The sequence below is a fragment of the Pseudomonas sp. SMV7 genome, assembly GCF_052041995.1.
In the GTDB taxonomy this organism is placed as follows: Bacteria; Pseudomonadota; Gammaproteobacteria; order Pseudomonadales; family Pseudomonadaceae; genus Aquipseudomonas.
Genome location: NZ_JBKGGT010000003.1, coordinates 118308 through 131175 on the forward strand (window position 1 = coordinate 118308; position 12868 = coordinate 131175).

Sequence of the window (12868 nt, forward strand, 5' to 3'; positions counted from 1 at the left end):
AGGCCCGGCAATCTCAAGGATTGCCCGCAGTGAAGTCCGGTAACCCGTTGATCGGCCGGTCGAACTGATAGGGTATCGATTCAAGCGCCAGCCCCACATTGCGCTGCACCACGAAGTGCAGGTGCGGCCCGGTACTGTTGCCAGTGTTGCCGGACTTGGCCAGCAGCTGCCCCTGCCGCACCCGCTGCCCCTCCGCCACGATCACCGAACCACGCAGCAAATGCAGGTACACACCCATGGTGCCGTCCGGGTGCAGGATCCGCACGAAATTGCCCGAGGGGTTCGGCCCGCGCCCGCTTTGGCGGTTTTCGGTCTTCACCACTACACCTTCCCGCGCGGCAATGATGGGGGTGCCTTCGGGCATGGCGATGTCCATGGCATAGCGCCCTTTCGGCCCGAAATGGCTGAGTCGGCCGTTGGGGCCCTGGGTCACACGGAACGGCCCGCCGACCCAAGGGAAGGCATAGCGAAAGCCCTTCGGCCGCTTGCCCGGGTCGCCCATGGCCTGCAGCAGGGTCGAGCGGTAATTCAGCAACGTCCCGGGCCGCCCCCTGAGCACGCTGAGCATCTGCGTGGTATGCGGCGGCAACACCCGGCGCACGATACGCGGCGCGTTACCGCCTTGCGCGTTCACCAGGTTGTCCAGCCGCAACTCCACCTCTACCGGCACATGCAGCTGGTTGCGGGCCGAGAAGCTGACGCCGCCGTCGAAGGTAATCGCATTCAGCTGCACCTGGCCTTCGTGCATCTCGACCATGGGCTCGCGCTGCACCAAGGGTCTGGCACCAGGACCAGGCCGGTCGGTATAGGAGGTTACACGGCCATCATCGGTGATCGTGTAGATCGTCATGCCCTGGCTCGACACCGAAGCCATGAGCATTGCACAGAACAGCAGCAGGCGGGCGGGCATGATAGTGGCTTTTTGACAGTTATGATCTGTCGAAGACTAGCAGCCGGTTTTATGGCGGGTATGACAGTTGGTCGGATGGCACAACGGCTGTGGGGCTTTTGCAGGAGCGGCCTTGCGTCGCGAAGGGCTGCAAGGCCGCGCCTGCAAAGAGGGCGGCGCGGGGCCGCGGGTCAAGCGCCCGGGGTGAAGTGCTTCTGTGCAGTCCCGCGAGCAATCAGGCGCGACAGGTAGTCGAGCTTCTGTGCATCCTGGTCGACGAACTTGAACGTCAATTGCAGCCAGTCACTGTCGGGCTTGGGCTCTAGTGCCACCACGGCATGCAGGTAACCGTTCAGACGCGCGACTTCGGCATTCTCGCCCTGCTCCAGGTTCAGCACGGCGCCTTCCAGCACCTGCGGTAGCGTTTCGCCACGGCGAACCACCAGCAAGGCCTCTTTCAGGCTCAACGCCTTAATCACGCAGGCCTGCATGCCACTGGCCAGGCGTAACTGGCCCTGGCCGCGGCCGGTCGGCACTGGCGCAGCGGCGGCAGGGGCACTGACCGATGGCCTGGCGGGTGCCGGCGCCGCTGCCGGTGCGGTGACTTTTGCCGCTTCCGGTTTGCCGCCAGTCAAGGCACTCAGCGAATCGTTGGCGAATGCCGAGTTGACGCGCGCCGGGCCGCTGGACATCAGGCCATCGAGCTTGCCGATCTTGGTCAGGGCCTTTTTCACCTTGGTCAGCAATTGCTCGTTGGTGAACGGCTTGCCGACGAAATCGGAAACGCCGGCCTGGATCGCCTGGATGACGTTTTCCTTGTCGCCACGGCTGGTCACCATGATGAACTGCAGGTTTTTCAGCTCAGGCTGCTGGCGGCACCAGGTGAGCAGTTCCAGGCCGGACATTTCCGGCATCTCCCAGTCGCACAGGACCAGGTCGAACGCTTCCTTGCCCAGCATCGCCATTGCCTTGCGACCGTTGACGGCATCGTCAATGGTCATGCCCGGGAAGGCGTTGCGCAGGCATTTGCGGACCAGGTCACGGATGAACGGGGCGTCATCCACAACCAGCACATTCACTTTACTCATCGATACTCCTTCTGAATCCCGGCTAGCCTACCGCCGAATAATGGCCATTCGCTACAACCTGGTCACGCCGGGACTTCTTCACATCGTTCGCGGGTGCCTGCCGGCTCCTCGACCGCAAACGAAAACGCCCGGCCAAGGCCGGGCGTCGATGCTCGGGAGCAATCTTATTTATCGTCAGGTTCAGCCGGAACATTAGCTTTTTCGCCATCCTCGAGTGCGGTGCCCTGCACTTCCGCAGTCATGCGCTTGAGGCCCATGTGGCGCACATCGGTGCCGCGCACCAGGTAGATCACCAGCTCGGAGATGTTGCGCGCGTGGTCGCCGATCCGCTCCAGCGAACGCAGCACCCAGATCACACTGAGCACCCGCGAGATCGAACGCGGGTCTTCCATCATGTAGGTCACCAGCTCGCGCAGGGCGGTCTTGTATTCGCGGTCGATGGTCTTGTCATACTGGGCCACCGACAGCGCCAGGTCGGCGTCGAAACGGGCAAAGGCGTCCAGCGCGTCGCGGACCATGTTGCGTACCTGGTCGCCGATGTGGCGCACCTCGACGTAGCCGCGCGGCGACTCGCCTTCCTCGCACAGCTGGATGGCGCGGCGGGCGATCTTGGTCGATTCGTCACCAATACGCTCCAGGTCGATCACCGACTTGGAAATGCTGATGATCAGGCGCAGGTCGGACGCTGCCGGCTGACGACGGGCCAGGATGCGCAGGCACTCCTCGTCGATGTTGCGCTCCATCTGGTTGATCTGCTCGTCGACTTCGCGCACTTGCTGGGCCAGGCCGGAGTCGGCCTCGATCAGCGCGGTGACCGCGTCGTTGACCTGTTTCTCGACCAGCCCGCCCATGGCCAGCAGGTGGCTGCGCACCTCTTCGAGCTCGGCGTTGAACTGCTGGGAAATGTGATGGGTAAGGCTTTCTTTGTTGATCATCATTCGCTCCGCGAAGAAGCTCAAAGCTTCAAGTAATCGTCTGGTTCCCTGTGCCGCAGGGCTGCTAGCCGTAGCGACCGGTGATGTAGTCTTCGGTCTGCTTCTTCGCCGGGTTGGTGAACAGGGTATCGGTATCGCCGAATTCGACCAGCTTGCCCATGTACATGAACGCGGTGTAGTCGGAAACCCGCGCCGCCTGTTGCATGTTGTGGGTCACGATGACGATGGTGTACTTGGATTTCAATTCGTAGATCAGTTCCTCGACCTTCAGGGTCGAGATCGGGTCCAGCGCCGAGCACGGTTCGTCGAGCAACAGCACCTCCGGCTCCACGGCGATGGTGCGGGCGATGACCAGGCGCTGCTGCTGGCCGCCGGACAGGCCCAGGGCCGAATCGTGCAGGCGGTCCTTGACCTCGTCCCACAGGGCCGCGCCCTTCAGCGCCCACTCGACCGCTTCGTCGAGTACGCGCTTCTTGTTGATGCCCTGGATACGCAGGCCATAGACCACGTTCTCGTAGATGGTCTTGGGGAACGGGTTGGGCTTCTGGAACACCATGCCGACACGGCGGCGCAGCTCGGCCACGTCTTCGCCCTTGCGGTAGATGTTGTGGCCGTACAGGTTGATGGCGCCTTCCACGCGGCAGCCGTCAACCAGGTCGTTCATGCGGTTGAAGGTACGCAGCAGGGTCGACTTGCCGCAGCCGGACGGGCCGATGAAAGCGGTCACACGCTGCTTGGGAATGTTCATCTGCACGTCGAACAGCGCTTGTTTGTCGCCATAGAACAGGCTCAGGCCTGGTACCTCGATGGCCACGGTTTCTTCGGCCAGACGCAGGCTTTGCTTGTCGCGGCCCAGGGCAGACATGTCGATGCCGTGGGCGTGGGATTCTTGCTGCATGGTCAACTCCATACGCTAACAATTCGTTTCAAAGGGCCGCACCACTTGGGCGCGGCACGCTTGCGATCAGGATCAGCTGTCGAGGGCTTTGTACTTCTCGCGCAAGTGGTTGCGGATCCACACGGCCGAGAGGTTGAGGGCCGCGATCACCAGCACCAGCAGCAGCGCCGTGGCGTACACCAGCGGCCGCGCGGCTTCGACGTTGGGGCTCTGGAAGCCGACATCATAAATGTGGAAGCCCAGGTGCATGATCTTCTGGTCCAGGTGCAGGTACGGGTAGTTCCCGTCCACCGGCAGCGACGGCGCCAGCTTGACCACGCCCACCAGCATCAGCGGCGCCACTTCACCCGCGGCGCGGGCCACGGCCAGGATCATGCCGGTCATCATGGCCGGGCTGGCCATGGGCAGGACGATCTTCCACAGGGTCTCGGCCTTGGTTGCACCCAGGGCCAGCGAGCCCTCGCGCACGGTACGCGGAATACGCGCCAGGCCTTCCTCGGTGGCCACGATCACCACCGGCACCGCCAGCAGCGCCAAGGTCAGCGATGCCCACAGCAGGCCCGGGGTACCCAGGGTGGGTGCTGGCAGCGCCTCGGGGAAGAACAGACGGTCGATCGAGCCACCCAGCACGTAGACGAAGAAGCCCAGGCCGAACACCCCGTAGACAATCGCCGGCACACCGGCCAGGTTGTTCACCGCGATGCGGATCAGCCGGGTTACCGGGCCCTGCCTGGCGTATTCACGCAGGTAGACAGCAGCCAGCACACCAAACGGGGTAACGATGACAGCCATGATCAAGGTCATCATCACGGTACCGAAGATGGCTGGAAAGATACCGCCTTCGGTGTTGGCTTCACGCGGGTCATCGCTGAGGAATTCCCAGACCTTGGTGAAATAGCTGCCCAGCTTGGTGAAGCCGGACATGGCGTTCGGCTGGATCGCGTGCACCACCTTGCTCAGGTTGATTTCCACCTCACGGCCATTGCCATCACGGGCCACCAGGCTGTCACGGGCAAAGGCCTGGTGCAGGCCGGTCAGGCGCTCCTCGATGGCCTTGTAGCGACTGTTCAGCTCGGCGCGGTCGGCGTCAAGGTCGGCCTGGGCGGCGGCATCCAGCTTGCCGTCCAGTTCCAGCTTGCGTGCTTGCAGGCGCAGGCGCTCGAGGCCATGGTTGATGGCACCGATGTCTTTCTTCTCCAGGCTTTGCAGCTCGTTGCTCAGTTGGCTGGCGCGCTTGAGGCGGGCCTGCAGCTCGCTCCAGGCGGCGGGCCCCTCGGCGACTACACGGCCTTGTTCCTTGACGCTGACCAGGTAGCCATAGAAGTTGCCCCACTCGCGGCGTTCCAGGGCAATCAGGTCGGCTGGGTGCTGTTCATCGACCAGCCACTCTCCGACCACCCAGGTGAAGTCGCTGCCGTTGAGGTCGCGGTTACCGACCTTGATCAGTTCCCGGGTCATGAACTCCGGCCCCTGGTCAGGCACCGGCAGGCCGGCGCCCTTCAGGCGCGCCCGGGGTACCTCCTCCTTCTGCACCACTTCGCCGATGACGACGTGATCGGCCTGGCCCGGCACCTTGTAGGTGGCCTGGACAAGATCGGCCGGCCAGAAGTGGCCCAGGCCGCGCACGGCGATCACCGCGAGCAGGCCGACGGTCATGATCACCGCCATGGCCACCGCGCCGCCGCTCATCCAGACGCCCGGGGCGCCACTCTTGAACCAGCCTTTGAGGGAATCCTTTTTCACGGATCGCTACCTTTCTATCAAAGCGACGAGTATTTCTTGCGCAGACGCTGGCGAATCAGCTCGGCCAAGGTGTTCATGATGAACGTGAACATCAGCAGCACCAGCGCGGCCAGGAACAGCACGCGATAGTGGCTGCCGCCGACTTCCGATTCCGGCATTTCCACGGCCACGTTGGCGGCCAGGGTACGCATGCCCTCGAACAGGTTCAGCTCCATCACCGGGGTGTTGCCGGTGGCCATCAGCACGATCATGGTCTCACCCACCGCCCGGCCCATACCGATCATCAACGCCGAGAAGATACCTGGGCTGGCGGTGAGGATGACCACACGGGTCAGGGTCTGCCAGGGCGTGGCACCGAGCGCCAGGGAGCCCAGGGTCAGGCTGCGCGGCACGCTGAACACGGCATCTTCGGCGATGGAGTAGATGTTCGGGATGACCGCGAAGCCCATGGCGATACCCACCACCAGGGCGTTGCGCTGGTCGTAGGTGATGCCCAGGTCGTTGGTGATCCACAGGCGCATGTCACCGCCGAAGAACCAGGTTTCCAGGAGCGGGCTCATGTACAGGGCGAACCAGCCGATCACCAGAATCACCGGGATCAGGATGGCCGCCTCCCAGCCATCCGGAATGCGCAGGCGGATCGACTCGGGCAGTCGGCTCCAGGCGAAGCCTGCTGCGAGGATGCCGATCGGCATGATCACGAACAGGCTGAAGACGCCCGGCAGGTGGCCTTCCAGGTACGGGGCAAGGAACAGGCCGGCGAAGAAGCCAAGGATCACCGTCGGCATCGCTTCCATCAGCTCGATCACCGGCTTGACCTTGCGGCGCATGCCCGGGGCCATGAAGTAGGCGGTGTAGATGGCTGCGGCAATCGCCAGCGGGGCCGCCAGCACCATGGCGTAGAACGCGGCCTTGAGGGTACCGAAGGTCAGCGGCGACAGGCTCAGCTTGGGTTCGAAGTCGGTGTTCGAGGCAGTCGACTGCCAGACGTACTTCGGCTCGTCATAGTTCTCGTACCAGACCTTGCCCCACAGTGCGCTGAAGGAAATTTCCGGATGCGGGTTGCGCAGGCTCAGCGGCAGCAGCTTGCCGCCCTCTTCGATCATGATGCGGTTGGCGCGTGGCGACAGGGCCAGGATGCCGGCCCCTTCGGCGGCCTGCTCGACCAGCAGGGTACGGTGCGCCGTGCTGTGGAACACGCCCAGCTTGCCTTCGGCATCCAGGGCGATGAAGCCCTTGCGGCGCTCTTCGGCGTCGATCTGCACGATCGGGGCCTTGCCCAGCTGGAAGCTGCGAATCTGCTTGAAGCGCGATTCGCCATCCGGGTCGCGGGCCATGAACCACTGGGTCAAGCCGCCTTTGGAGTCGCCCATGATCAGCGAAATGCCGCCGACCAGCTGGGCTGTGGCGGTGATTTCGGTGTCCGCACTGTCAGACAGCTTGTAACGGCCGTTGAGGCTCTTGTCACGCAGGCTGAAGACGTCGGCCGTGGCGCGACCGTTGATCACGTACAGCCAATGCTGACGCGGGTCGATGAAGATGTTCTTCACCGTTTCGGTCATCTGCGGCAGTTCGATGCGGTTCTGCTCGGTGGTGACCTCGCCGGTCATCATGTTTTCGCTGCGGGTCAGCTCGACCACCTGCAGGTGCGCGCCAGTGGAACCGGCCAGCAGCAGGGCATCGCCATTGACGTTGACGCTGACATGCTCCAGCGCGCGGCCCTGGTCATCGAGCACGACCGGTTGCTCGCCGTACGGGTAATCGATCCCGGGGTCGATGGTTTTCTTGTTGTCGGGGTAGGTCACCTTGTAGCTGTGGTGGAACACCAGGGCCTGACCATTGGACAAGCCCAGCACCACCAGCGGGCTTCCCGGCTGGTCGGCACTGATCGAGGTAACCTGCGTGCCTGCCGGCAGCGGCAGGGTGATCTGCTTGAGCGCGCTACCGGTCTTGGTATCGAAGAACAGTGCCTGGCCCTTGTCCGAAACACGCATGCCCACCAGGTTCTGCTCTTCAAGCGCAATCATCAGCGGCTTGCCGGCATCCTGTTGCAGCCAGGCTGGCTCCAGCGCCTTCTTGCTGGTCAGTTCGGCGCCCTGGAACAGCGGCAGTACCACATAGGCCAGGTAGAAGAAGATCAAGGTGATTGCCGCCAATACGGCAAGCCCGCCCACCAGTACATACCAGCGGGTCAGGCGGTCCTTGAGTGCGCGCATGCGGCGCTTGCGTTGCAACTCCGGCGTATTGAAGTCAATCCGCTCGGGCTGGGTATTTTGGGTCATGGTGGAGTTGGCCAGATCATTCATGCGCACACCCTAGCGATCCCGTATGACAAAAACATTACAAAGTAGTGACGCACGAAAGCCCGCCGCACAGTAAGCCTGGCTTCGGGCTGGGAAATCCTGGAAGAGGCCGGGCATTCGCGCCGGCCTCCGCCTCAGTCAGTTACTTTTTTGCGACGTTATCCGAGTGGGACAGGCCCAGGTCAGCCAGGGTCTTGTCGACGACCTTGGCCGGCAGCGGGATGTAGCCATCCTTCACCACCACCTGCTGGCCAGCTTGCGACAGCACCAGCTTGACGAACTCGGCCTCCAACGGAGCCAGCGGCTTGTTCGGTGCCTTGTTGACGTACACGTACAGGAAGCGCGACAGCGGGTATTTGCCGTTGAGGGCGTTGGTTTCGTTATCTTCGACGAACTCGCCGCCCTCTTTCTTGGCCAGGGCAACCGTCTTGACGCTGGCGGTCTTGTAACCAATGCCCGAGTAGCCGATGCCGTTCAGCGAGGAGCTGATCGACTGCACGACCGAAGCCGAACCAGGCTGTTCGTTGACGTTAGGCTTGAAGTCGCCTTTGCACAGGGCTTCTTCCTTGAAGTAGCCGTAGGTGCCGGATACCGAGTTGCGGCCGAACAGCTGGATTGGCTTGTTGGCCAGGTCGCCGGTCACGCCCAGGTCACCCCAGGTCTTGACGTCGGCTTTGCCACCGCACAGGCGGGTGGAGGAGAAGATGGCGTCGACCTGGGCCATGGTCAGGCCTTTGATCGGGTTGTCCTTGTGCACGAACACGGCCAGGGCATCGACGGCAACCGGGATGGCGGTTGGTTTGTAGCCGTACTTCTGCTCGAAGGCCTGCAGCTCGACGTCCTTCATCTTGCGGCTCATCGGGCCGAGGTTGGCAGTGCCTTCGGTCAGCGCGGGTGGCGCGGTAGAGGAGCCGGCCGCCTGGATCTGGATGTTTACGTTCGGGTATTCCTTCTTGTAGGCCTCGGCCCACAGAGTCATCAGGTTCGCGAGGGTGTCGGAACCGACGCTGGAGAGGTTGCCCGAAACACCGGTGGTCTTGGTGTAGGTCGGGATTGCAGGATCGACAGCGGCTACCGCGTTGGCGGTTGCAACGCCAGCGGCGGCAAAGGTGAGGGCCGCCATCAAACGCTTCAGTTTCATGCCTTGCTCCTAGCAGGAATAGGGGGTGTTGGATGGAACGGGCCCAAGTATCTGCAGGCCGCATGAATACGATATGACCTGAATGTGACAATTGGATGAAATGCCATCACCTATCAGCTGCCTGGCAACACCTGTGAAACGGCCCCTTGTGTCGCGATGGGCAGCGCAGCCCATCGCGACACAAGGGGCCGTTCCTGCAACAGGTCAGCGCTTGTTGGCGAGCAGGTACAGGCCGACGGCCAGGCCAACGGCACACAACCCCGCCACATAGTAGGCAGGCGCCATCGGGCTGACTTTCAACAACGCAGTCACCACCATCGGCGTCAATCCGCCAAAGATCGCGTAGGCCACGTTGTACGAGAACGACAGCCCGCTGAACCGCACCACCGCCGGAAATGCCTTGACCATCACATAAGGCACTGCACCGATCACCCCCACGCACAAACCGGTCACCGCATACAGCGGGAACAGCAGCTCAGGCCGGGTCGGCAGGCTGTGGTAGAAGGTCCAGGAGCTCGCCAGCAGCAGCAGGCTGCCGATCACGAACACCCGGCCCGCACCAAAGCGGTCGGCCAGGCTGCCAGCGCCGATGCAGCCGAAGCTGAGCAGCACGATCGCCAGGCTGTTGGCCTTGAGGGAGTCGGTCGGGCTGATGTGGTAGATGCTCTGCAGCAACGCCGGGGTCATCAGGATGACCACCACGATGCCGGCAGACAGCATCCAGGTCAGCAGCATCGACAGCACGATCGGGCCACGATGGTCACGCAGTACGGCACGCAGCGGCAGCTCCTCGGCCAGCGCCTTGCGCTGCTGCATCTCGGCAAATACCGGGGTTTCGTGCAACCAGCGGCGCAGGTACACCGAGAACAGGCCGAACACACCACCCAGCAGGAACGGAATACGCCAGGCGTAATCAGCCACTTCGTCCGCGCTGTACACGCTGTTGATCAGGGTGGCCACCAGCGAGCCAAGCAAGATGCCCGCAGTGAGGCCGGCCGTGAGGGTACCGCAGGCGTAGCCGGTGTTGCGCACCGGCACGTGCTCCGACACGAACACCCACGCACCCGGGACCTCGCCACCGATTGCCGCGCCCTGGATCACCCGCATCAGCAGCAGCAGGATCGGCGCCCACAGGCCGATCTGTGCATAGGTGGGCAACAGGCCCATGATCAGTGTTGGCAACGCCATCATGAAGATACTCAGGGTGAACATCTTCTTGCGCCCGAGCAGGTCGCCGAAATGGGCCATGATGATGCCGCCCAGCGGCCGCGCCAGGTAGCCGGCGGCGAAGATGCCGAAGGTTTGCATCAGGCGCAGCCATTCGGGCATGTCGGCGGGGAAGAACAGCTTGCCGACCACGGTGGCGAAGAACACGAAGATGATGAAGTCGTAGAACTCCAGCGCGCCGCCCAGCGCGGACAGTGAAAGGGTCTTGTAGTCACTGCGGGTCAGCGGCCGCGAGGGCTGCTCGATACTGCTCGGCACGGAAGTCATCGCTGATTGTTCTCTTTGTAGGGCATGCAGGCCGCTTGGCACGCGGCTTCTGGATTGGTGACAGAGCAAGATAGCAAATTGCCGAGCTGCGCCGGAAGCGATACAAAATCCATACACATATTCATGAATGCGCGGTCGTCGCTGGCCGATATGCTCTATATACTGCCGATTCGTAGGAAAAGGTTGCTCCTAACGTGGGATGTTGTGCGAAAACGCCGGTCATTATTGTCAGACGGTTTCGCAGAGTTTCCCTACGGCCGCCCAGTGAAACGAAATCGGCGTAGTATGTTTCAAGCTGAATCGTTTACCCGGCCTTTGCGCCACACCAACGAAAGCGTCACGGGTCAGAGGCCCCATCGCATGATTGAGCTCGAACAAGAAGATCCTATCCCGCAGGGCGACCTGGCCTTGCAGATCACCGCACTCCCGCGCGAGACCAACGGGTTTGGCGATATCTTTGGCGGCTGGTTGGTCGCCCAGATGGACCTGGCCGGTACCGCCATGGCCAGCCGTGTGGCCGGAGGCCGGGTGGCCACCGTGGCCATCGACCGCATGGCTTTCCTGGTGCCAGTCGCCGTTGGCGCACAGTTGTCTTTCTATACCCAGACCCTGGAAATCGGTCGCAGCTCGATCCAGATGATGGTTGAAGTGTGGAGCGACGACCCGCTGTCCAGCGAATGGCGCAAGGTTACCGAAGCGGTGTTCGTCTTCGTCGCCATCGACGGCAGTGGCCGTACCCGCTCCGTACCTCGTCGCTGAGCCCCGCCGGCGGTAAACTCATTGCATGTGCCCGGGTCCAAGGCCCACTGGCAATCAATGAGATGAACACAATGGCTTCCTTCCAGGTCGTAACCGAGCAACATGGCGAACTCAACTGCTGGCGTATCAGCAGCAACCACGCCGAACTCCTGATCGCCCAGCAAGGCGCGCAGATCCTCAGCTACCAGTGCGTTGGCCAGCCACCACTGTTGTGGCTGAGCGACCAGGCCATCTTCCGCCAGGGCAAGTCGGTACGCGCCGGGGTGCCGGTGTGCTGGCCGTGGTTCGGCAACCTGCAGCGCAACCCACAGGCCGTGCAGGCCATGTACCACGGTGAACAGGCACCCGCCCACGGCCTGGCGCGGACCCGTGACTGGCAACTGCTGGGCATCGAAGAAGCGAGCGACGGGCTGCGTATCGAGTTCGAGCTGCCCGAAGCGCAGGGCAACCTGCCCGACTGGCCCCACGATGTAGAGCTGAAGTTGCTGGTGGAACTGGGCATGGAGCTGAAGCTGAGCCTGACCAGCCGCAACATGGGCAACACGCCGGTCATCCTCAGCCAGGCCCTGCACAGTTACTTCGCGGTCAGCGATGTACGGCAGGTGCGGGTTGAAGGTGTCGAAGGGCTGGGCTACATCGAGACCCTGGCCGACTGGGAGCAGCGCCAGCAACACGGCGCGCTGACGTTCACTGGTGAGACTGACCGGATCTACCTCGCCACCCCGTCGAAATTGAGCATTGTCGACCCACACTGGAACCGGCGGATCAGCTTGACCAGCAGCGGGTCACGTTCGGCGGTGATCTGGAACCCCTGGACCGAGCGGGCCAAGGAGTTGCCGGACATGGCCGATGACGGCTGGCAGCGGATGCTGTGCATCGAGACGGCGAATGTGTGGGATGACCTGGTGGAACTGAAACCAGGGGCAACTCATTCGCTTGGCCTGGTGGTGGCTAGCGAAGCGCTTTGATCTGAAACACCCGGGACCGCTGCGCGGTCCTTTCGCAACACAAGGTCGCTCCTGGACGGGGGTTGAGGAGCGCCCTGGTGTTTTTCACGGCATCAGAGGTCGGCATCCTCCACCACCCTCACTTTCTGTGCATCCAGCGCATAGGCCGCATCGGCCAGGTCGTTGCTGACCTTTTCCACCTTCAGCGTGCCGCTGACCCATAGCGGTGTGTAGATGTCATCAATCCTTAGGCCTTTCGGGTAGCGCACCAGCACCAGCTGGTTCGGCGGCGGTGGCGGTACATGGATGCAGGCGCCCGGGTATGGCACCAGGAAGAACAACGTACTGTTGCCCTTGGCGTCACTCTCCAGCGGCACTGGATAGCCGCCCAGACGAATGTCCTTGCCGTTCATGGCTGCCACGGTCTTGGTCGAGTACATCACCGCGGGCAAGCCCTTGCTCTGCTTCAAGCCGCCCTTGGCGGTAAAGGTACCCATGGCTTCCGGCGAATTGTGGTCGATCTCGGGCATCTGCTCGAGCGCCTTCTGGTCCGACTTGGGCATCAGCTCCAGCCAGTCGGTTTCGGGCAGTTCGGCATGGGCCAGGGCGCTGGCCAGCAGCAAGGGGGCGAGGAAAAAGGCACGCATGAAAATGCTCGGCAACTCGAAGGA

At 62.7% G+C, this 12868-nt stretch carries 11 protein-coding genes; 2 read left to right on the top strand and 9 right to left on the bottom strand.

The features are described 5' to 3' along the window. Positions 1 to 13: 13 nt before the first annotated feature. The 8 genes from ACLEJP_RS05285 to ACLEJP_RS05320 all read right to left on the bottom strand — a co-directional run bounded on the left by ACLEJP_RS05285 (position 14) and on the right by ACLEJP_RS05320 (position 10491). Entirely contained in the window at positions 14 to 910 is an 897-nt protein-coding gene (locus tag ACLEJP_RS05285) for a M23 family metallopeptidase (protein WP_440804770.1), read from the bottom strand. A 170-nt stretch (positions 911 to 1080) separates the two neighbouring features. Continuing rightward, positions 1081 to 1977 (bottom strand): response regulator, encoded by an 897-nt coding sequence (locus tag ACLEJP_RS05290; protein ID WP_440804771.1) that lies wholly within the window; start codon positions 1975 to 1977, stop codon positions 1081 to 1083. A 164-nt stretch (positions 1978 to 2141) separates the two neighbouring features. Further along, a complete protein-coding gene (phoU, locus tag ACLEJP_RS05295) occupies positions 2142 to 2912 on the bottom strand; it encodes a phosphate signaling complex protein PhoU (protein ID WP_225779785.1) in 771 nt (256 codons plus the stop codon). A 64-nt stretch (positions 2913 to 2976) separates the two neighbouring features. Continuing rightward, positions 2977 to 3810 (bottom strand): phosphate ABC transporter ATP-binding protein PstB, encoded by an 834-nt coding sequence (pstB, locus tag ACLEJP_RS05300; RefSeq protein ID WP_084855420.1) that lies wholly within the window; start codon positions 3808 to 3810, stop codon positions 2977 to 2979. Between the two features lie 72 nt (positions 3811 to 3882). Continuing rightward, a complete protein-coding gene (pstA, locus tag ACLEJP_RS05305; protein WP_440804959.1) occupies positions 3883 to 5499 on the bottom strand; it encodes a phosphate ABC transporter permease PstA in 1617 nt (538 codons plus the stop codon). A gap of 71 nt (positions 5500 to 5570) precedes the next feature. Then, positions 5571 to 7859: an ABC transporter permease subunit gene (locus tag ACLEJP_RS05310; protein WP_440804772.1), complete on the bottom strand. Its 2289-nt coding sequence runs from the start codon at positions 7857 to 7859 to the stop codon at positions 5571 to 5573. A 139-nt stretch (positions 7860 to 7998) separates the two neighbouring features. Beyond that, on the bottom strand, positions 7999 to 8997 hold the full coding sequence (locus ACLEJP_RS05315) for a phosphate ABC transporter substrate-binding protein PstS (protein ID WP_440804773.1): 999 nt from the start codon (positions 8995 to 8997) through the stop codon (positions 7999 to 8001). Between the two features lie 204 nt (positions 8998 to 9201). Further along, positions 9202 to 10491, bottom strand: coding sequence for an MFS transporter (locus ACLEJP_RS05320; RefSeq protein WP_440804774.1), 1290 nt, complete (start codon positions 10489 to 10491; stop codon positions 9202 to 9204). A 360-nt stretch (positions 10492 to 10851) separates the two neighbouring features. On the opposite strand from ACLEJP_RS05320, the gene ACLEJP_RS05325 reads away from it, so the two are divergent. Together ACLEJP_RS05325 and ACLEJP_RS05330 are read left to right on the top strand one after the other, a co-directional pair. Then, positions 10852 to 11250: an acyl-CoA thioesterase gene (locus ACLEJP_RS05325; RefSeq protein WP_003253317.1), complete on the top strand. Its 399-nt coding sequence runs from the start codon at positions 10852 to 10854 to the stop codon at positions 11248 to 11250. 71 nt (positions 11251 to 11321) lie between these two features. Next, on the top strand, positions 11322 to 12218 hold the full coding sequence (locus ACLEJP_RS05330; protein ID WP_440804775.1) for a D-hexose-6-phosphate mutarotase: 897 nt from the start codon (positions 11322 to 11324) through the stop codon (positions 12216 to 12218). Between the two features lie 92 nt (positions 12219 to 12310). On the opposite strand, the gene ACLEJP_RS05335 is transcribed toward ACLEJP_RS05330, so the two are convergent. After that, a complete protein-coding gene (locus tag ACLEJP_RS05335; RefSeq protein WP_440804776.1) occupies positions 12311 to 12844 on the bottom strand; it encodes a DUF3299 domain-containing protein in 534 nt (177 codons plus the stop codon). Positions 12845 to 12868: the final 24 nt, after the last annotated feature.

What these genes read in the sequence shown, in the direction of transcription:
- ACLEJP_RS05285 (WP_440804770.1), bottom strand. Translation starts at nt 910, where the DNA reads ATGCCCGCCCGCCTGCTGCTGTTCTGTGCAATGCTCATGGCTTCGGTG.
- ACLEJP_RS05290 (WP_440804771.1), bottom strand. Translation starts at nt 1,977, where the DNA reads ATGAGTAAAGTGAATGTGCTGGTTGTGGATGACGCCCCGTTCATCCGT.
- phoU (WP_225779785.1), bottom strand. Translation starts at nt 2,912, where the DNA reads ATGATCAACAAAGAAAGCCTTACCCATCACATTTCCCAGCAGTTCAAC.
- pstB (WP_084855420.1), bottom strand. Translation starts at nt 3,810, where the DNA reads ATGCAGCAAGAATCCCACGCCCACGGCATCGACATGTCTGCCCTGGGC.
- pstA (WP_440804959.1), bottom strand. Translation starts at nt 5,499, where the DNA reads ATGAGCGGCGGCGCGGTGGCCATGGCGGTGATCATGACCGTCGGCCTG.
- ACLEJP_RS05310 (WP_440804772.1), bottom strand. Translation starts at nt 7,859, where the DNA reads ATGAATGATCTGGCCAACTCCACCATGACCCAAAATACCCAGCCCGAG.
- ACLEJP_RS05315 (WP_440804773.1), bottom strand. Translation starts at nt 8,997, where the DNA reads ATGAAACTGAAGCGTTTGATGGCGGCCCTCACCTTTGCCGCCGCTGGC.
- ACLEJP_RS05320 (WP_440804774.1), bottom strand. Translation starts at nt 10,491, where the DNA reads ATGACTTCCGTGCCGAGCAGTATCGAGCAGCCCTCGCGGCCGCTGACC.
- ACLEJP_RS05325 (WP_003253317.1), top strand. Translation starts at nt 10,852, where the DNA reads ATGATTGAGCTCGAACAAGAAGATCCTATCCCGCAGGGCGACCTGGCC.
- ACLEJP_RS05330 (WP_440804775.1), top strand. Translation starts at nt 11,322, where the DNA reads ATGGCTTCCTTCCAGGTCGTAACCGAGCAACATGGCGAACTCAACTGC.
- ACLEJP_RS05335 (WP_440804776.1), bottom strand. Translation starts at nt 12,844, where the DNA reads ATGCGTGCCTTTTTCCTCGCCCCCTTGCTGCTGGCCAGCGCCCTGGCC.